Genomic DNA, 19,007 nt, shown 5'->3' with positions numbered 1-19,007 from the left:
TATTACGAAGAATATCTCAAAAACAACGACGACTAGAATTCATCTAGTCGTCGTTGTTTATATATCTTATTGATCAATCTCAAACATATAACGATTCGTTTGCACACTTACTCCGAGTACGACCCCCATTAACATCATATTGGATAATAACGAACTCCCTCCATAACTTAAGAACGGGAGGGTGACTCCTGTTACCGGCAACAACCCTATATTCATTCCCACATTCTGAAAGATCTGGAACGAAAGAAGTCCAATTATCCCTGAACACATATATCCGCCAAAAGAATAGTTTGACTTCACACCTAATATCACAATTTTGTAGATTAATAAGAAAAACAGACTGACTACGATGGATGTCCCTAGAAAACCAGTGTCTTCGCCAATAATGGAAAAGATAAAGTCTGTATGTGCTTCGGGTACATACATGATCCCTTCCATCCATCCTTTACCTGAATACCAACCTGAACCGATCGCTGTAATGGCTTGTTTTGTTTGATAACCTTGGTCTGTGTATTCAAATGGATTTAACCAGCCGTTTATTCTACTTCGTTGGTGAGGAAGAAGTAAGACGAGCAGTTTCGTCTGAAAAAAGTCATTAAATTTAAAATAGATGACAATTAATGCTGTTAGGACGATAGATGGCAGTGAAATAACGGCCAAAATAATCTTCCAGCTAACACCTGATATGAAGATGATGGACAGAATGATGGATAGGTAGAGCATAATCATTCCGGAATCGGGCTGGATGGCGACAAATACAATCGGGGCAAGACTAGCTAGTCCCATTTTGTAAATGAGATACAGATCCGATTTAATCGTACGTTGAATATATTGATAATTATGTGATTCAACGATATTACTAAGAACTAAGATCAAAGCGATCTTCATAAATTCAGATGGCTGAAAAGAGCCAAGAAAAGGTAATTGATACCACGCTTTTGAGCCGTTGATCGGTTTTGCTATACTTTCCGGTGCGAAAATTAACATCACAATAAAAAATAATACGATGCCATAAAAATACCAAGACATTCTTTTAAGCTGCTCAAAATCTAAGCGCGCTATAGCTAGCATTAAAATGGTACTTAAGGTGTACCAGAAAATCTGTTTAGGAACAAAATTACCGTTATATTGACCAGACTGTTGGCCGCTATATATGAACATAAAGCTAATAATTGCTAGTAAGAAGAGTATAAATAGAATTCCATAATCCAATTTATCTATAAAAGTTTTACTTTTTGGAGTCTCCATGTACCGCACTTCTTCCTGTTTTCATTATTTTACCAAAAATAATGATACCACATTTTGGATGGGTTGATAAAAGATTAAGTCATTTCGATATGTTGACTTCAAAAAATAGTGTGATAAGATTACCTTACGACCGTTCGGAAGGTGATTAAACAATGACATATGATCAATTGAAACAAACAGCACTCATTCAGTTTGCCCAACTAGGGTATGAAGGTGCTTCTTTATCTGTAATCGCAAACGAAGTGGGAATAAAAAAACAATCGATCTACACTCACTTTAAGAGTAAGGATGATCTCTATCTACAAACGTTTCATGAAGCAACAGACTGCGAAATCGATTTTGTAAAACAATTTATTGAAGATCAGGAATCTCTTCAATTAAGAGAAGTATTGTCCAAATTTTTAACGGAGTATTTAGAGCGATTTGAGAAAAATAATAATATGAAATTTTTTATGCGTACGTCTTTTTATCCACCAGTGAAGCATGATGAAGTGATAAAAGCGGGAAGTAATAGGTTTGTTGATCGTTTGGAAAGTTTATTTACTGCACTTTTTGAGCAACATTCGGATGAGTTGAGACACGATGTTACTCCGGAAACTGCAGCTTTAGCATTTCTTACAATGTTAGACGGACTTCTTGTTGAATTAATCTATGGTATTCCAGAACGTCTGCAAAAAAGATCTAAACAATCGTGGTCCGTGTTCTGGTGGGGTATTAGTATTGAAAGTGGTGAATTGTAATGAATCGTGCTTGGGCTTATGTATTAATAGGTTCAGTGTTTGAAGTGTGTTGGGTAATCGGCTTAAAGCATTCGGATAATATCTTGACATGGACAGGAACCACTGTAGCCATCATCTTTTCCTTTGCTCTTCTTATATTGGCTACGAAACAACTGCCTGTTGGAACGGTATATGCCGTATTCACGGGATTAGGAGCAAGTGGAACTGTTTTGATGGAGATGCTTGTATTCGGTGAACCTTTTAAAATGTTAAAAATTATACTCATTCTTGTTCTACTTGCAGGAGTTATGGGACTTAAATTGGTAACTGGAAAACCAAAATCAGAAGGAGGGGTTCAATAATGGGCTGGATCTTTCTGGTGTTTGCAGGTCTATTTGAAGTAGTTGGTGTAACAGGCATGAACCTTGTTGCTAAGAAGAGAAACATCGTATCTTTTCTTGTTCTTGTTCTAGGGTTCAGCAGCAGTTTTCTTCTGTTGAGTCTGGCTATGCAATCTTTGCCTATGGGTACAGCGTATGCAATCTGGACAGGAATCGGTACAGTAGGTTCTGGACTCGTAGGAATCTTGTTTTATGGTGAATCAAAAAATGGATTAAGAATTCTTTTTATGGCAATGGTACTCAGTGCCGCAGTTGGACTTAAACTCATTAGCTAAGGAAGGATATCTATGTTCTTAAGTAGAATATAACTCGCTATACATTTTAAGTAGAAGAGGGATTACCTTGGGAATTCATGATACGTTTCGATTTGGTTCTCATGCTATGGTATTTAATGCAGAGAATAAGGTGCTTTTGTTAAAACGAACTTACGGTAACAAAGGTTGGAGTTTGCCTGGAGGTGCTGTCGACCCTGGTGAAACGATACATCAGGCATTGTTTCGTGAGTGTAGAGAAGAGCTTGGGATTAATGTAATCGATCCTGTTTTAACAGGTTTGTATTATCACCGTTCAATTAACACACATGCAGCAATATTCCGATGTATGATTTCAGAAGATGCTGAAATTATTCTAAGCTCAGAACACTCTGACTTTGAATGGGTTGATATAGCAGAATTGAGTGAGAGTCAGCAGATTCGAGCACAAGATGCTTTGGATTTTCAGGGACAAGTTTTTAGTAGAGCTTTTTAATCGATTGATTTATGTAAAAAGCGTGCATTTCTTCCTATGAGGAGAAGTGCTTTTTTTATTGTGATTTATAGATAGTCATACCTATAAAATATGTTTTAATCACAAGGATATGGCAAGAAGTTGTCGAAAATCATGTAAGACAGGTAAATCTAGGAAGTAGGGAACAGAATGTTAGAGTCTATCCAAAGCATGTGCTTACACGTGGTCTTTATCCTTTTTACCATCCTTATTTATCAAGTGTTTTTTAATGAAAGAGATGACGAACGAAAACGAATTACTTCGAAGTTCTTTCTGCTTATGCTGATCATTTTAGTTTTCACGATGAGTCAGCCAGTCGTTTATTCTGAAATCTATAAGTACGACTTTAAATCGGTTGCTATTATTTTGTCCTTCTTATACGGAGGAAAAAGGGTGGGGTTTTCGAGTCTTTTAGCACTTCTTATGGTGGGTTACTTCACTGATCAGAATCTAGCTATTTTGCTTGGAAACTACATGGTGCTCTGCTTATTGTTATTGCCCATTACAAAGCTTTTTCATCGCTACGGTATCAAAGGCAAGGTTACCGTAATTAGTTTATTCTATTCATTGATACCCATTACTAGAGGAATCTCACTACTTATAAACGGGGATGAGCAGGAACTCTTTTTCGAGTTGAGTTCTTCCCTTATCGTATTGGCAACGTTAATTGCAGTCGTGCACTTAATCGAGAATATGAAAGAACAGATGGAATTGAGACAAGAGCTTCTTCGAACGGAAAAAATGAATGTCGTCAGTCAGCTTGCTGCTTCAGTTGCTCACGAAATTAGAAACCCCATGACTTCCGTACGAGGGTTTATGCAACTCATGCAAAAAGAAGATTTAACGAAGGAACAGCAGATGTACATAAGTATCTCGATTGAAGAATTGGATCGGGCACAGGAAATTATCAATCAGTATTTGGCGTTGGCTAAACCTCAAACAGATCAATATGAAACCATCGATCTCACATTAACTATTCAACAATCAATTGATGTGATGCACTCTTATGCCATTTTGAACAGTATACATATTGCACAACACGTAGAATCCTCTCTTAAAATCGAAGGACTTAAATTGGAGATTCAACAAGTCTTGATCAACATCATCAAGAATGCTATTGAAGCAATTAAGTCGAAAGGCGAAATCAGGATATTAGCGTATAAAGATATAAACAATTTTGTTTGTATCGAAATTAAAGATAACGGCGTAGGCATGTCTAAAGAACAATTAAAAAAACTAGGCAGTCCGTATTACTCTACTAAAGAAAAAGGAACAGGACTTGGTTTAACTGTATGCCACCAAATTGTAAAACAGATGGGAGGAAAAATTACGATTCATAGCGAGTTGAAAAAAGGAACAACATTTACGATTAAACTACCATCTAAGTGATGTTGCGCAGTAAAAATTTTCAATGAATAGAAGAGGAGACAAAAGTTATTTTACAAAGAAAATTAGTAGCGGCTTCTTTGTCAGGTACGATTTATGCCATCATTTTAGGGTTCTCTATGCCTAATCCCTTTGGAGATGAATCATTCAATATTTCTGGCGCATTGCATATGATTTTCGGGTTAATCTTGCTTTGGTATAGTCTAATGGCCGCTGTCTTGTATTATATTACTGATAGGATATTAAGAAAAAGAAATAAAGAAATTAAATGGTATGATGCGTTAATAAGTCTATCCATACCTTTCCTTACATGGATCGGCACTATGGGAACGGTTTGGATTAAGGAATTGTGAATAAAGGGATAACGTTTACCCCACAGAGGTGTGCAGATGAAATTGAAAGTTGTAAAGTACAAGGAAACTGATACAGAGGAGATCATCAATCTGTTTTATGAAACTGTACATACCGTAAATGCCAAAGATTATTCTTCACTAGAGTTGTATGCTTGGGTATCCTTTGATGAATTACAATCTAAGGTGGAATCGTGGAAGGAATCATTGAGTCGAAACATAACTTTTGTAGCTAAGAATAAGGATAAAATTGTTGGCTTTTCCGATTTAACATATAGAGGACATTTAGATAGACTGTATGTTCATAAGCATTACCAACGGCAAGGGATAGCTACGACATTAGTTAATTTAATAGAATCTGAAGCAAGGAAATTAGATTTAGTGTGTTTGGATACTTATGCCAGTATTACTGCTAAACCTTTCTTTGAACACCGAGGCTACCAAGTAGTTTGTCCTCAAAGTGTAGTCCGCAAAGGTGTTTCCTTAATTAATTTTAAAATGACTAAAAATCTTAAGTGATTGAACTATTCTAGGTTTTGAATTAAGATGCTTTTCATTCCCATTTCGGCAACACAAAAAAACGATCAGAAAACCTCTGATCGTTTTTTTGTTAACAGCTTGTTTTATAATTTTTGAGAAAGAGAGAACGTTCTGCCATGCTCAGCTTGCTCAACTGAATTTGTGGATAGTCCAACAAATACAGCCGTAAGTGCTAGTGAAGTGATGATAATACCTGCAGCGAATTTTTTCATTTTAGTGCCTCCTTTTTTTGTAAAGCGCGTTTTGCTTCGTAAGACTCTTTAAAATAATAACTAGCTTTATTGTGGTTCTCTTTGTTGAAGAAGACCTGTGCAAGTTCTCCAGCATAATCTTCTACGAAACCAAAGAGTTCGTGTTGTTTAAAATAGTCATTTCCTTCTTTAACAGTTCGTTCAAGCTCGTTTATATCTGTTGCCTGATTTAAGGCGTTCAGAATTTTGAAGTGATGCAAATATTCTTCATTCGCGAGCTCGATTCCTTTATTGTAGAAAGGTATTGCTTTTTCTTCTTTATTCAATCGATAGAATTCTCGAGACAATAAGAAGTGTGTCTTATAAAAGGCTTCTTCTTCTTCAAATACCTCTAACAAATAACGTACTGCCAGTTCGGACATGTTTTGTTCAGCATACAGATAACCAATATTGTATTTGATCAGTGAAGTATATGACTGATCAATGCGTTTAGCGAGATCAAGTGCGCACAGAAAATGTTCTTCTGCTTTCCCGTATTGTTTCAAAGATAGAGAAGCAAGACCCAGAATATTTTCACAACCGGATTGAAGCAGTTCGAAATCTTCCGCTTCAGATAACGTTTTCAAAGCTTCGTTCGCATAATCCAGAGCAGTGAGTGGCTGACGAATGTGATAATACAGAACAGCAGCTTTATGATAAAAGTCTGCTCGCACGATTTCATCCGTCATGCTGCTTAATACATTTAATAAGTTAAATGCCCTGATAAAACGCAATTCTGCTACTTCATAATTTCCTTCAGCTGTTAATAGCATTCCGGTAATTAAGTTCATATAGTACCCAAAAATATCTGTTCGATTTAAATGAACATCATTTAGCGTATCTAAAATCGCGTGTGCAGAAGTTAGCTCTTTCTTCAGAATCAAGTAACGGCTGTTTAACAATTGATAATACAATTGTGTAGACGGGTCTTTGATCTGTGAGATCTCACTCTTAATCTCGTTATGTATACTCTCTGATTGTTGTATGTGATTTGTCCGAATAGCTGTATGCCACCGCTCGAGTGACTGTGTGATGGGCTCTCTAGTTCCGACGTTCATGGAAAACTCCTTTCTATAAGACTTGTAATTTAAATCTAACATAAAATGGAAAAATAAAACTTGGGAAAATTCCGTGCTAGAGGGTAGCATAAAGTGACATCTTTTTCATCAATTTTCCCAATAATCTGACACTATAGTGGATACCTTATTGTTTCGTTTAATGAAAACATGATTATGAGGGTGGAAGGACTATAATGGCTTTTATGGAATTAAAGTTCATAGAGTCTAAATAGTAACGATAGAAAAAGAGAGTAGCGAGGAGTTGGCAGCTTTGTTTTTAAAAAAATCATCTCAATCTGGAGAAATTCACAATGTTACTTATCTAAATGGACAGGTGCGTTTTCAAGGCGTCTCTCTGAATGTATATAGTTTTCTTGTTGATGGCGTATTAATTGATACTGGCGCGCAATCTTTACATCAATACTTCAAACCTTTTATTGATCAAGCTGATTTCGATCACGTATTCATAACGCACTTTCATGAAGATCATACAGGCTGTGCTAGTTATATTGAAAAAACGAAGAAAGTCCCAATCTATTTAGATGAAAAAACAATTGATTATTGCGGTAAACGAGCACATTACCCCATATATAGGCAGTTCTTTTGGGGAAGAAGAAAACCATTTCATGCGCAAATCATGCCAAGTGAATTTCAATCTAGGAATGCACGTTGGGATGTAATACCTACTCCTGGTCATGCAAAGGATCATCATGCATTTCTTAACCGTGAGACAGGGCAGCTTTTCACAGGTGACCTATATGTAATGGAAAAGACTAAAGTGGTTCTCGAAGAAGAAAGCATTCCTTCCATTATTCAATCATTGGAACGTGTTTTAACATATGATTTTCAGGAAGTGTTTTGTAATCATGCAGGTTATATTCAAGGCGGAAGAAGGGCACTACAACGAAAGCTCGACTACCTATTAGGTATACAGAATCAAGTATTAACATTACATCATAAAGGGGATAGCCCTGAAGAAATTCGTCAAAAACTGTTTCCTAGAAGATTCCCTATCATCAAATTTTCTCGCGGTGAGTGGGATTCTATCCACATTGTTCATTCCATCATGAATGAGAATCATGTCGTCAACTCATAATTATTTAAGAAAAAGAGGTTAACACCATGTCGACTAAACAAGAAATGAAATCAAACATCAGGATTGTCCGTGTTGAGGATGCAGAAGCTATTCTTCAGATTCAACGTGAAGTGATTTCTGAACAGAATTATTTTATTGCGGTATCAAAAGAATTTAATAAGGCGAAAGAAGATCATGAAGAATGGATACGAAGCATTCTTGAGCATGAACGTGAGACGATGCTTGTGGCAGAATATGAAAACAATGTGGTCGGATGGATCGTATTTAGGTCACAAGAAAGAATGAGAATGCACCACACTGGCTCTTTTGCCATCATGCTTCGTAAAGAATTTAGAAATAAAGGGATTGGCAAGCTAATGATTCACGAGCTATTATCTTGGGCCGAAAAACATCCGGTCATTGAAAAGGTTACGTTAGGGACGTTCTCTACCAATACTAGGGCAATAGAATTGTATAAAAAACTTGGATTCATAGAGGAAGGGCGAAAAGTAAGAGAGTTCAAGTTTAGTAACGACGAGTATGTGGATGATGTGTTGATGTATAAGTTAGTTAAATAATGTGATATGAATCCAATCTAAAACAATGAGAAGCTGATTCTTTGAATAGCTTCTTTTTTCGTGTGAAGCTACGCTATAGAAAAAAATGGTAATCATTGCAAGGTTTCTCCGCGTATATTAAATCGATGTTAATTTTTCGCCGGAGGTGTTGGGATGTCTTTTCCCACAAATAGTCAGTTTACAGCCATTACTGTAGGCGGTGTTCCTTATGCAGATGTGATACGTGATATTTCTCCTGCAGGAACAGATATCGTAGGGAATGCCAGTTTTCCTTCCTTTTACTTCGCTTATGATGAAATCAATGTGTACTTTAGAATGCGTGTACGAACAGATCCAAGAAATAGCGCCAAGACCGCTTTTGCAAACTTTGCATGGGGTGTTTTGTTAAATACGACCGGCGTAGCGGGGACTTATGACTGGCTGCTTGCAGTTAATGGTTTAAACAAAAGAGTGAATTTGGTTCAGAACACAACTAAACAAGTCAACTCTTGGAGTGATCCTGCAGAAGGGACGGATGGTAAAGGGAACCCAAACTATTCTCGGTCCATCATCAATTTTGACGTCGCACGGGTCGTTCAGGCTGACTCTACATTGGATAATACACAAAACTATTTTATCGATTTTCTAGTTCCAGCTTCTACATTTTTCTCATTGCTCGGTATTACTGCTCAAAGTTCTGTACGGATGGTCGCGTTTACTGCTTCAAATAACAACAACTACAATAAAGACTCTCTACGTGATTCAGAAGAGTTTCAATTTCAAAATGCATTTTCCAATCCAGTTACAATAAATTCGGGTAATGTCCGAGCTAACCTGCAGGTTTCAAAAGTACTGCTTTCAGGACCACAATCACCTCTAGCCGGTCAGGTTGGGGAGTGGACGGGAAGAATTACTTTATCGAATACAGGAAAAAGTGCTGCAAATATCCTCAATGTTACGGATATCGTTTCATTAGATGTGGTGTCACTCTTTTCAGTTCTTAGTGTTTCGCAAGGGACAACAGCATACAACTCTTCAACGAAAACACTTACGTGGTCCGTTGGTAATATCGCTCCTGGCGCTAGTGCGACTCTTCAGTTTGCACAGAACGGAATCTTTTATACAGCAGGAACGAAAGCACTTAATACAGTACGGGCAACAGGTATTGATAGCTTTACTGGAGGAGATCTTACCCCTGCTTCTGCTTCTATTTCCGTGAATGTTCAAGCAACAGGTGGAGCTGCAGGTACGTTATTGGATAGTTCAAACGCTCAGCCAGTAAATGCTGCAACTGTAAGACTTTTAATGGGTCAAACACCAGTGGCCGTTACGCAAACAGATCTATTCGGAAAGTATAGTCTTACGAATATAGCACCAGGTACTTATACGATTGAATTCTCAAAAGCAAATTACACGAGTTTGGAGCAATCGGTGGTTATTCAATCTGGCACGATAACGGTCATCAATCCTGTCCTCATAGCTATTCCAGGAATTCTTCAAGGAACGGTTACCTCAAACACAGGTTCTGCTGTTAGTGGAGCGACCGTCTTGTTATCAGATAACCTTGGTACAGTTATTGCAAGTGTAACAACTTCTCCAACAGGAGCTTATACATTTGGAGCTGTAATCCCAGGGCATTATACACTCACGGTCTCTGCTAATAATTTTCAGGCTGCAACAATTGGGCAAAATGTGCCATCTAATCAGACAACGACAGCAAACTTTGTACTGCAGCCGAATCCTGGAACGGTAAGTGGAACGATAACAGGAAGTGGAGGACCTATAGCTGGTGCAATAGTTGAAGCTCTTAGCGGTACAGGGATTGCCGTGGCAACCGCAACGACGGATGGGGCAGGACAGTACACAATAAATCGTCTTGCACCAGGTTCTTACAGATTACGCGTGAGTGCACCTGCTTTTCAAACATTTGTTGTCGGTTTCTCGGTGAGTGCCGGTCAAACTGTGGTAGTAGATGTGAATCTATTAGCAAATCCAGGTTCAATCATCGGAACAGTGATTGATGAAGATAGCGGTGTTCCACTTCCAGGTGCAAGTCTAAAAGTTGTAAACAGCTCTGGGATTACGGATGCCTCTGTAACAACTGATGTAAACGGACAATTCTCAGTCGATTCTCTAGCTCCCGGTACGTATGTAATCACCTTTTCTTCTGATGGTCATGGTACAAAAACGATCGGTACGTATGTTCAGTCTGATCAAACTACAACGGTAGATGTCACACTTAGAAGACTAGCAGGTGTTCTTACAGGTAATGTTTCTTCAGGTGGAAGTACAATTAGTGGTGCTTCAGTGGATGTCGTTCTCAATAACATCGTGGTAGCGAAGACCATTACTGACAGCAATGGAAATTATACGATAAGTGGGTTAGCACCAGATCGATATACCGTTATTGTTGGGGCAGACGGGTTTTCACCGGTTACGCTTGGTGCTGTTATTCAGGATAATGAAACAACAGCGATCAGCACAGAACTTCAGCCTATTTTTGGTTTACTTTCAGGAAGTGTACTGGATAATGAAGGAAACATTCTTCCAGGTGCAGTCATACTTGTGAAAAATGCAGATTCTGATGTGCTTATCTCTAGAGCTGTAACAGATACAAATGGAAATTATGTGATTGGTGAATTGCTCCCTGGAAGCTATGTTGTTACAGCAAATATTATTGATTATCAAACAAACTTAAGTGGAGCAATCATTACAGCTGGTGTGACTTCTGTTGTTAATTTCTCATTAATGCCAAACCCTTCTTCTATCTCGGGAACGGTTATTAATAGTGAGACTGGAGATCCTCTTGCAGGTGCTTCCGTAGAAGTACAGCTGCTTGATGCTAACGGTCTTATCATAAATACAACTTTTTCAGACAATGATGGTGTGTTCATTGTTGAAGATTTAATGCCGAGCACATATACAGTCATCGTTGCTGCAGAAAGTTTCCAAACTTCTTCTGCATCAGTTACGTTATCACCTGGAAACGTTTCTTCTATCACGATTAGCCTTGTTCCGTCTCCGGGGTTTGTTTCAGGCAGATTAATCGATTCTCTTTCAGGTCAGCCGGTTGTTGGTGCAACTATTAATATCAGCAACACACTAGGAGCATTTGTTGATTCAGCCTTAACGAGTGCGGATGGAACGTTCATTTCGCTTGGATTGCCTGGAGGAGTTTATTCTCTTACTGCAGTTGCAAAAGGATATGAAACCAGGATCATAGGTGTAGTTGTTCCCGCTGGATTAAATAAGTTTGTTAACTTTGAACTTCAACCTAATCCTGGGACCATTACAGGAACAGTAGCTCCAGCCGCTGACGGACTTGTGCTTCAGCTGTACACAATGGATAACCAGTTCGTAAACACAGTTGCAGCCACTCCGGAAGGAAACTTTTTGTTTCAGAGTTTGGCTCCTGGTAACTATATTGTAAAAGCTGTTGCACTAAATTATTCAGTTGGAAGTACGGGAGCCTTTGTTGTTTCTGGTCAAACAACGAACATCTCTTTATCGATCCAACCGAATCCTGGAACTGTTTCAGGTACGTTAATTTCTGATCTTGGTACGCCGATAGCTAACGGTACCGTTTCTCTTCTTGATGTAAATGAAACACCTATTGGAAATGGAACAACAGATGCTGATGGAAATTACACACTCAGCAATATTCCGGCAGGTTCTTATGCAGTCGTCATACGAGCAGGGGGCTATGCAAACGCGACTGGGAACGTTGCGGTTGCCCCAGGTCAGGACATCACAGCGCTGAATTTTGAGTTAGTGACGATCCGTGGTTCTATCTCTGGAACGGTTTCAGATTTAATATCAGGTGCACCAATTCCAGGTGCGGCCATACTTGTGCGTGATAGTCTTGGAATTTTGGTTCGCTTCTCAACAACTGATCAATTCGGCAACTTTTTGCTACGGAATTTTGTTCCAGGTTCCTATGCTGTTACTTCATCTGCACAAAACTACTCTACAGAAATTACAGGTGTGATCGTACAAAGTGATGAGACTGCGGGAGCTGATATTCAATTAACAAGTACTGTAGGAAGCATTTCAGGGCAAGTCACTGACGGAGATGGAAATCCGCTGTCTGGAGACAATATTCAATTAAAATTGTTTGGAGCTAACGGTGAATTGCTGCAAGCTTTAATTGCACACACTGATGGTTCGTTTCAAATTCCTGAACTGTCGATTGGCACATATTTTGTAAGTGCAGAATTTGACGGTTATTCTCCAAATATGACAGCTGTTATTGTCAACAGCAGTGCAGTAAGCAGTATTACAATACCGTTATCGCAAATTCTTACAACTCTAACAGGATCCATAGCAGATTCTGCAACTGGAAATCCGATCAGTGGTACTGCCGTTTCTGTTACTTTAACAAATAATACGGGCATGTTTGTGGCAAAGCAGTATCCAGGTATCGATGGCACATTCACGTTCGACTCGATTGCACCGGGAATTTATCTGTTAAATGTTAACGCAGTGAACTATGGAAATGAGATTATTACGGTTACTGTGCCTATCACTGGGTTTAACATTGCGGTTTCATTAACTCAAAACCCAGGAGCGGTTACAGGGTATGTCACAAATCAGTTAACGGGAGATCCATTATCCAATGCCATCATTATCGTTTCATCTTCAGGAAAGCCACTAGAACGAAAAGGAGTCTCGGATAGTTTCGGTCAATTTATATTTGCCAATCTGTCACCTGACACGTATCGTGCAATCGTTAGTGCTGATGGTTATTCGAGTCAGAGTGCAACATTTACCGTTTTACCTGATGAAACAACTTCCTTGAGCTTTATTTTAACTCCTGAACCTGGGACTGTTTCGGGAACTATCACAGACGCCGTAACAGGGATTCCGATTTCTCAAGTCATGGTTCAAGTCCGTTATTTATCACCAACTGGCCCAGTTATTGCGAATACTGTAACGGATCAGCAAGGCAATTATGTAACTCAAGGTGTGTATTCTGGCCCTTATACAATAGTTGCTTTTACTGACGACGGCTATGGATCATCGAGTGCTTCTGTTTTTGTACCTCCAAACGATACGAGAGTTGTTGATTTTGCACTTGAACCGTTCCCAGCTACAGTGGAAGGGACGATCACTTCCGATTCTGGTGACCCGTTAGTTAATGTTTCAGTAAGGCTTTTAGATGTTTACGGTTTTACTGTTCGAGTTGTTAATACCGACTCTAACGGATTTTATAGAATACTAGGTTTTACGGAAGGACAATATCTAGTTACGGCTATTATCCCTGATTACCAGAGACGGCAAGTTTCAATCAATGCCGGACCAGGCGAGACACTAACAGCTAATATAAGCTTAGTTCCAGAACCGGGTCAAATTTCAGGTGTGATCCTCGATGAACAAACTCTTGCTCCACTCGTTGGTGCACAAGTAGAAGTGTATGCACCAAGTGGTGTTACACCAATTGCAAGAAGAACGACAGGTGCAGCAGGAGACTTCTTAATAGAAGGCGTGGCTCCAAGATCATATACGTTAAACGCCTTTCAGCTAAACTATAGTATTCGCTCTACAGGTGTAATCGTAACTTCGAATGCTACAACTAATGTACAGATCGCTTTAGTGCCTGATCCAGCATCGATTTCAGGAACCATAACTGATGGTAATGGAATACCTTTATCGAATGCTAGTGTAAGAGTGGTTGATGAAAATGATAGTGAAATCGGAAACGGAATCACAGATTTTGAAGGAAACTATGTGATCGGAAACTTGCCAGAAGGGTCTTATACAGTAATTGCTGGAGTAGAAAATTATTCATCATCGACTGCCGGAGTTTCGTTGCAGCCGGGAGAGCAGCTGACGGGTCTAAATGTGATCTTAACCCCGGTAGGAGGATTGATCTTTGGGACAGTTGTAAGTGCAGAAACGGGAGAAGGATTACCAGGCATCCTCATTTCTATTCTTACACCGGAAGGAATTCCAATTATATCAACTAATTCAGACACTGCGGGTAGCTTTACATCCATCCTTCTGTCACCTGGAACGTATACTGTTATTGCAAGTTCACCTTATTATGTACAGGATCAACTCGGTGTTATTGTTCTACCGAATCAAACTTCTGCGGTATCTTTTGAATTGTCGGAAGTAGGAGGATCGATTGTTGGAACTGTTACTGATCAATCGGGAAATCCGATTTCAGATAGAACAATCTCTATTCGACTTCTCAATGATGGTGGTGTATTGCTGCAGACGCTGATCGCTCTCTCAGATGGGAGCTTTGCATTCCAGAACTTATCAGCAGGAACGTATCAAGTGAACGTAATAGCAGACGGATATCAAACAGCAACAGTAGGTGCAATCGTAGTGAACGGGGAAACAACAAATCTAATAGTCCCGGTTACAGAAGATCGTGGTGCTTTAGAGGGCGTTATTCAAGATGTTGTAACAGGTTTACCGATATCAGGAAGTTTCATTGAAGTATCTGATGTGAGTGGGATTCTTGTTGCAACAATTACAACAGACCAGAACGGATTTTTTAGACTAGGTAACCTTCAAACTGGTCCACTAAACATTCGTGCAATAGCAAGTGGCTATGGTGCAGCGTCCATTGGAGTCATAATCAATTCTTTGTCTCTATCAAATGTAACCCTTAACCTGCAGCCGGATCCTGGCATAATCATTGGAACGATAAAAAATCCCAGTGGAGCACCGCTTAGCAATACCACGGTTCAGATATTAGATCGAAAAAACACACCTATTTCAACGGTTATAACGAATGGAAATGGCTCTTACGAGGTTGATAATCTGGTTGAAGGCCAGTATACAGTGACTGCTAAAGGAAATGGAACGGGAACAGGAATTGGCAGTGGTGTTGTTTTACCCGACCAAGAAACTGTCGTGGACATTATCCTCATTCCAGAAGGTGGAGTCATCTCAGGTAACGTAAGAAATTCAACAACAGGTGATCCATTAATTGGAGCTTCTATTGAAATTAGGGCGATTTCACCATTCGGTCCTGTAATCAACACGGTTCTAACAGATAGTACTGGAAACTATAGCTCGGGATTGATAACAGCTGGAACTTACACTTTAACCATTACAAAAGAGAATTTTGGAACGGCAACAGGAACAGTTCTTATTGAAAATGGCTTAACAACATTCCAGAACTTTGCTCTTACACCAAGTCTCTCGAATGTTCGAGGCACGATTTCTGCAAGGATCATTCAAAATGAGAGTTTAACAACTACTATATCTGCTCAAGACGTTGTGATTCCACTTATCAATACGGTTATTAGATTAATTGATGAATCGGGTGCAGAACTAGCAGAAGTTCAAACAGATGATCAAGGAATGTATTTAATCGAGAACTTTTTATCAGGCATCTATTCGTTAGGAACTTCTAATCCGGATTATGAGACTAATACAGTTGGCTTTTCGGTGGATCCTGGTCAAACACAAATTGTTGATATTGAGCTCACTGCACTTCCAGGAATTCTAACTGGAACAATAATTGATCAAGAAACAGGTATATTGAACGCTGGAGCGATCGTTCAGTTGTTTTTTGGAACGAGTGTTCAGCCTGCTGGCAGAGCAGTGACAAATAATGCAGGTGTGTATGTGATTAACGGGCTTTCTCCAGGGCAATATACCGTATCGATGACAACACCAAACTATAATACGTTTTCAGCTGGAGCAACGATTCAAGCGAATGCAACTACAACAGTTGATGGCTTCTTATTGTCTAACCCAGGTGTACTAACAGGTATAGTTAATGGTCTGAGTGATGTAATAAGTGGCGCAAGTATTAAGGTTATCGATGTAAATGGAACAGTTATCGGCTCTGCTGTCTCAAATGATGATGGGACGTTCTTTATTGGAAATCTACCTGTTGGAACTTATGCCTTAACGATTGTGGCACTTGACTTCCAAAGTGAAACAGAAGGGATAACCATTACACCAGGGGAGACACTAAACGTTTCAATAAATCTGATCCCTGATCCTGGAGCTATAACAGGTATCGTTACTGATGAAAGCGGAATTATTTTACCAGGGGTTGTAATGAACATCCTGTTGAACAATATTATTATCGCATCTACCGTTACTGAACAGAATGGAAGCTTTACCTTTAGAAGTTTAAAGCCAAACTCTTACCAAGTGACTGCAAATCTCTCAGGGTACGCTGTATCTTCAGTTGGAGCAGTTGTGAGCAGTAACATAGTAACAACTACGAATCTATTTTTATCAAGTCTTTATGGCAGTATTTTTGGAACGGTTATAGATGAGGATGGAAATCTCATCACTCAACAAAGTATTAAAATTAATCTTTTTGATCTCAATAACAGTTTAATAACTACCGTTCTAGCACAGTCAAACGGAACCTATATTATTCCAGAAGTCACTGAAGGTAATTATTTTGTTACTGTTACAACTGAAGGTTATAATGCTGCTACTTTTGCTGTAACCGTTAACGGAGGAGAAGAGGTTTCTCTTGATCTCCAACTTATTGCTCTTGGAGGTACGCTTACAATTAGGGTCATTGATGCTGCGACTAACAATCCGATATCAGGAGTTAAAACGAACATTTTTAACGAAACAGGTATACCTATTACTTCGGGTATAACTGACCAAAACGGTGTATTTATTCAGCAGAACTTGGAAGAAGGCGCGATAGTTATTTCAACTGTTAAAGGGGGCTATGGAAGTCTTTCGCAAGGCGGAATTATTGTGAATGGTGCCACTACAGAGGTCAGTCTTGCTCTTACTTTGGAAACAGGTAATCTTATCGGAACGATCTCCGATTCGAATGGTGTTTCAATTGCTGGGGCAGTGGTGCAAATTCTGGATGCCACTCGAGCTGTTGTTACAACTGTTCTAACGCAGTCAGATGGTGCTTATAGAGTTTTGGACTTACTGCCTGGCATTTATACAATGATCGTGAATGCACGCGGTTTTGAACAGCGTTCACTAAGTGTTTTTATTGTAGCGAATGAGACTACGATTACGAATTTACCATTAGCTTTTGAACCGGGCAGTGTAGAAGGTTTCGTTACAAATGAAGGGTCAGGTTCTTTTATAGCTAGAGCTAGTGTTGAACTTCGTTTAATAAGCCCGTCAGGACCAGTCGTTGCCTCAACGCTTACTGACGAACAAGGTAGATATCGTTTTAGCCAAGTGAGAAACGGAAACTACACGATTATTTCTACTAAACAAGGATTTGGAAACGACTCTGCTGAAATTTCAGTTATCCCAGGAGACACGACTTTCGCAGATCTTCAATTGGCACCTGTTACTTCAAGTGTTAGAGGGACGGTTCGAAATGCTGGCGGTTCACAGCCTCTTGTTAATACCTTGCTTCGTTTAGCGGACAATAACGGTGTTGTGATTGCAGAGGTACAGACTAACAATGATGGAGATTATTTAATAGAAGGTCTTCTACCAGGTGATTTTAGCCTTGCTGCCATCAATGCAGATTATAGAAGCAGCGTACTGGATTTTACGGCTGTTCCCAATGTTCAAAGCGTTGTGAACTTTAATCTAGTTGCCGTTCCAAGTTTGTTTACCGGCTTTGTTACGGATGCAGATACAGGACTGCCGATTGTAGGGGCGATTGTAGAAACCTTTGATCAAGTAAGCGATCCAGTTGAAGCGAGTTTACTAAATGCTGAAGTTAATGCATTAGCAGTCAATGGACGTCCAGTAGCGGTAGCCTTAACAAACATCGACGGTTTTTACACGATTCCTGGATTGAATAATGGATCTTATACGCTACGAGCATCTGCATTAGGATATGGTACAGATAGCAGACTATCGGTACTGCCTGTTAATACAACTGTAGAGCAGAACTTTGCATTACCTGGTCAACGTCAAACTGCTTCAATAACGGGTACAGTCATCATTTTAGGAAATGGACCATTACCAAATGCTGAAATAAATGTATTTGATGAAAATGGTGCTCTTGCAGGAAGTGCGAGAACGGGTAATGATGGAACGTATTTCATTAGTAATCTTGGTTCAGGAAGATATGTAATAACAGTGGATGCCCAAGGGTTTCAGCAAGAAACACTCATTATTTCCCTTGCAGAGGGAGAGCGTTTAACAGGTGTTGACTTTGCTTTAAGTCCTGGAGCGGATGGAGATATTTCGGGTCAAGTATCTGAGCGTCGAACAGGTCTGCCAGTAAGTGGAGCAGTCATACAGTTGTTTGATCTAAGAGGGGTTTTGGTTAGGGAAGTAATCTCTAATGATGCAGGAGTATTTTCAATAACAGGCATTCCTTCTGGCTCTTATGAACTGCGTGTTGTTGCAAACGGGTTTGAACCGTTTTCGGTGGCTGTAAATGTGCGAGAAGGGGAAGAACTACTTATTCCAATTTCACTTATTTCAACTACTCCGGATCCGGTTCCTCCGTTTGGTGAAGCACAATTCTTAATTTTAATCGGAGGTAAACCGTTATCTTTAGACAGCTTAACATCACCAACACTATTTACTTTAGTGCGTATTGATTCAAACAATAATTGTGCTACATTTTCTTATGAGGCAGAGGTACAAGAAGGAACTATCAGAAGGTTTATCACTTTTGATCTTTCCTGTATTGATTTAATCCGATTTATCGATTGAGATAATATAAAGTAAGTTATCAACATGAAATTGTTTTAGGAGGGAACTTCCTTTTGTGGAGTTCCTTTTTTAAAAAGATAAAATAATAAAT

General features: G+C 39.3%; 13 protein-coding genes. 10 read left to right on the top strand and 3 right to left on the bottom strand.

The genetic code is table 11. The features are described from left to right. Nucleotides 1-66: 66 nt before the first annotated feature. The gene (locus IHV09_RS07910; protein WP_197264046.1) at nt 67-1,248 is read right to left on the bottom strand and encodes an FtsW/RodA/SpoVE family cell cycle protein; all 1,182 of its coding nucleotides are present in this window, start codon (nt 1,246-1,248) and stop codon (nt 67-69) included. Nucleotides 1,249-1,400: 152 nt separating this feature from the next. Here IHV09_RS07910 and IHV09_RS07905 point away from each other — a divergent pair, with 152 nt between their 5' ends. The 7 genes from IHV09_RS07905 to IHV09_RS07875 all read left to right on the top strand — a co-directional run bounded on the left by IHV09_RS07905 (nt 1,401) and on the right by IHV09_RS07875 (nt 5,388). Then, complete coding sequence (locus IHV09_RS07905) at nt 1,401-1,988, top strand: TetR/AcrR family transcriptional regulator (RefSeq protein WP_197264045.1); 588 nt, start codon at nt 1,401-1,403, stop codon at nt 1,986-1,988. Further along, nucleotides 1,988-2,329 carry a DMT family transporter gene (locus IHV09_RS07900; RefSeq protein WP_197191781.1) on the top strand — a complete coding sequence of 114 codons (342 nt, stop codon included), beginning with the start codon at nt 1,988-1,990 and terminating at the stop codon, nt 2,327-2,329. The genes IHV09_RS07905 and IHV09_RS07900 overlap by 1 nt, the downstream gene beginning before the upstream one ends. Beyond that, the gene (locus tag IHV09_RS07895; protein ID WP_231618149.1) at nt 2,329-2,643 is read left to right on the top strand and encodes a DMT family transporter; all 315 of its coding nucleotides are present in this window, start codon (nt 2,329-2,331) and stop codon (nt 2,641-2,643) included. Before IHV09_RS07900 ends, IHV09_RS07895 begins: the two co-directional genes overlap by 1 nt. A 67-nt stretch (nt 2,644-2,710) precedes the next feature. Then, complete coding sequence (locus IHV09_RS07890) at nt 2,711-3,115, top strand: NUDIX hydrolase (RefSeq protein WP_197264044.1); 405 nt, start codon at nt 2,711-2,713, stop codon at nt 3,113-3,115. A gap of 168 nt (nt 3,116-3,283) precedes the next feature. Then, the gene (locus IHV09_RS07885; RefSeq protein ID WP_197128086.1) at nt 3,284-4,522 is read left to right on the top strand and encodes an ATP-binding protein; all 1,239 of its coding nucleotides are present in this window, start codon (nt 3,284-3,286) and stop codon (nt 4,520-4,522) included. A 77-nt stretch (nt 4,523-4,599) separates the two neighbouring features. After that, nucleotides 4,600-4,872, top strand: coding sequence for a hypothetical protein (locus IHV09_RS07880; RefSeq protein WP_231618148.1), 273 nt, complete (start codon nt 4,600-4,602; stop codon nt 4,870-4,872). Between the two features lie 42 nt (nt 4,873-4,914). After that, a complete protein-coding gene (locus tag IHV09_RS07875) occupies nt 4,915-5,388 on the top strand; it encodes a GNAT family N-acetyltransferase (protein WP_197264163.1) in 474 nt (157 codons plus the stop codon). Nucleotides 5,389-5,492: 104 nt separating this feature from the next. On the opposite strand, the gene IHV09_RS22630 is transcribed toward IHV09_RS07875, so the two are convergent. Both IHV09_RS22630 and IHV09_RS07870 read right to left on the bottom strand, forming a co-directional pair. After that, nucleotides 5,493-5,621: a hypothetical protein gene (locus IHV09_RS22630; RefSeq protein ID WP_255520074.1), complete on the bottom strand. Its 129-nt coding sequence runs from the start codon at nt 5,619-5,621 to the stop codon at nt 5,493-5,495. Beyond that, a complete protein-coding gene (locus IHV09_RS07870; protein WP_197191783.1) occupies nt 5,618-6,697 on the bottom strand; it encodes a hypothetical protein in 1,080 nt (359 codons plus the stop codon). Before IHV09_RS07870 ends, IHV09_RS22630 begins: the two co-directional genes overlap by 4 nt. A 271-nt stretch (nt 6,698-6,968) precedes the next feature. Between IHV09_RS07870 and IHV09_RS07865 the strand changes: the two genes are divergently transcribed. The 3 genes from IHV09_RS07865 to IHV09_RS07855 all read left to right on the top strand — a co-directional run bounded on the left by IHV09_RS07865 (nt 6,969) and on the right by IHV09_RS07855 (nt 18,916). Continuing rightward, nucleotides 6,969-7,793 (top strand): MBL fold metallo-hydrolase, encoded by an 825-nt coding sequence (locus IHV09_RS07865; protein ID WP_197264043.1) that lies wholly within the window; start codon nt 6,969-6,971, stop codon nt 7,791-7,793. A 26-nt stretch (nt 7,794-7,819) separates the two neighbouring features. Further along, the gene (locus IHV09_RS07860; protein ID WP_197264042.1) at nt 7,820-8,350 is read left to right on the top strand and encodes a GNAT family N-acetyltransferase; all 531 of its coding nucleotides are present in this window, start codon (nt 7,820-7,822) and stop codon (nt 8,348-8,350) included. 153 nt (nt 8,351-8,503) lie between these two features. Next, complete coding sequence (locus tag IHV09_RS07855; RefSeq protein ID WP_197264041.1) at nt 8,504-18,916, top strand: carboxypeptidase regulatory-like domain-containing protein; 10,413 nt, start codon at nt 8,504-8,506, stop codon at nt 18,914-18,916. Nucleotides 18,917-19,007 lie beyond the last annotated feature (91 nt).

The organism is Fictibacillus sp. 23RED33 (assembly GCF_015903925.1).
In the GTDB taxonomy this organism is placed as follows: Bacteria; Bacillota; Bacilli; order Bacillales; family Fictibacillaceae; genus Fictibacillus; species Fictibacillus phosphorivorans.
This window is presented reverse-complemented; position numbering and strand designations above follow the sequence as displayed.

Excerpts from the sequence above, each read along its gene's own strand:
- IHV09_RS07910 (WP_197264046.1), bottom strand. The coding sequence starts at position 1,248 with ATGGAGACTCCAAAAAGTAAAACTTTTATAGATAAATTGGATTATGGA.
- IHV09_RS07905 (WP_197264045.1), top strand. The coding sequence starts at position 1,401 with ATGACATATGATCAATTGAAACAAACAGCACTCATTCAGTTTGCCCAA.
- IHV09_RS07900 (WP_197191781.1), top strand. The coding sequence starts at position 1,988 with ATGAATCGTGCTTGGGCTTATGTATTAATAGGTTCAGTGTTTGAAGTG.
- IHV09_RS07895 (WP_231618149.1), top strand. The coding sequence starts at position 2,329 with ATGGGCTGGATCTTTCTGGTGTTTGCAGGTCTATTTGAAGTAGTTGGT.
- IHV09_RS07885 (WP_197128086.1), top strand. The coding sequence starts at position 3,284 with ATGTTAGAGTCTATCCAAAGCATGTGCTTACACGTGGTCTTTATCCTT.
- IHV09_RS22630 (WP_255520074.1), bottom strand. The coding sequence starts at position 5,621 with ATGAAAAAATTCGCTGCAGGTATTATCATCACTTCACTAGCACTTACG.
- IHV09_RS07870 (WP_197191783.1), bottom strand. The coding sequence starts at position 6,697 with ATGAACGTCGGAACTAGAGAGCCCATCACACAGTCACTCGAGCGGTGG.
- IHV09_RS07860 (WP_197264042.1), top strand. The coding sequence starts at position 7,820 with ATGTCGACTAAACAAGAAATGAAATCAAACATCAGGATTGTCCGTGTT.
- IHV09_RS07855 (WP_197264041.1), top strand. The coding sequence starts at position 8,504 with ATGTCTTTTCCCACAAATAGTCAGTTTACAGCCATTACTGTAGGCGGT.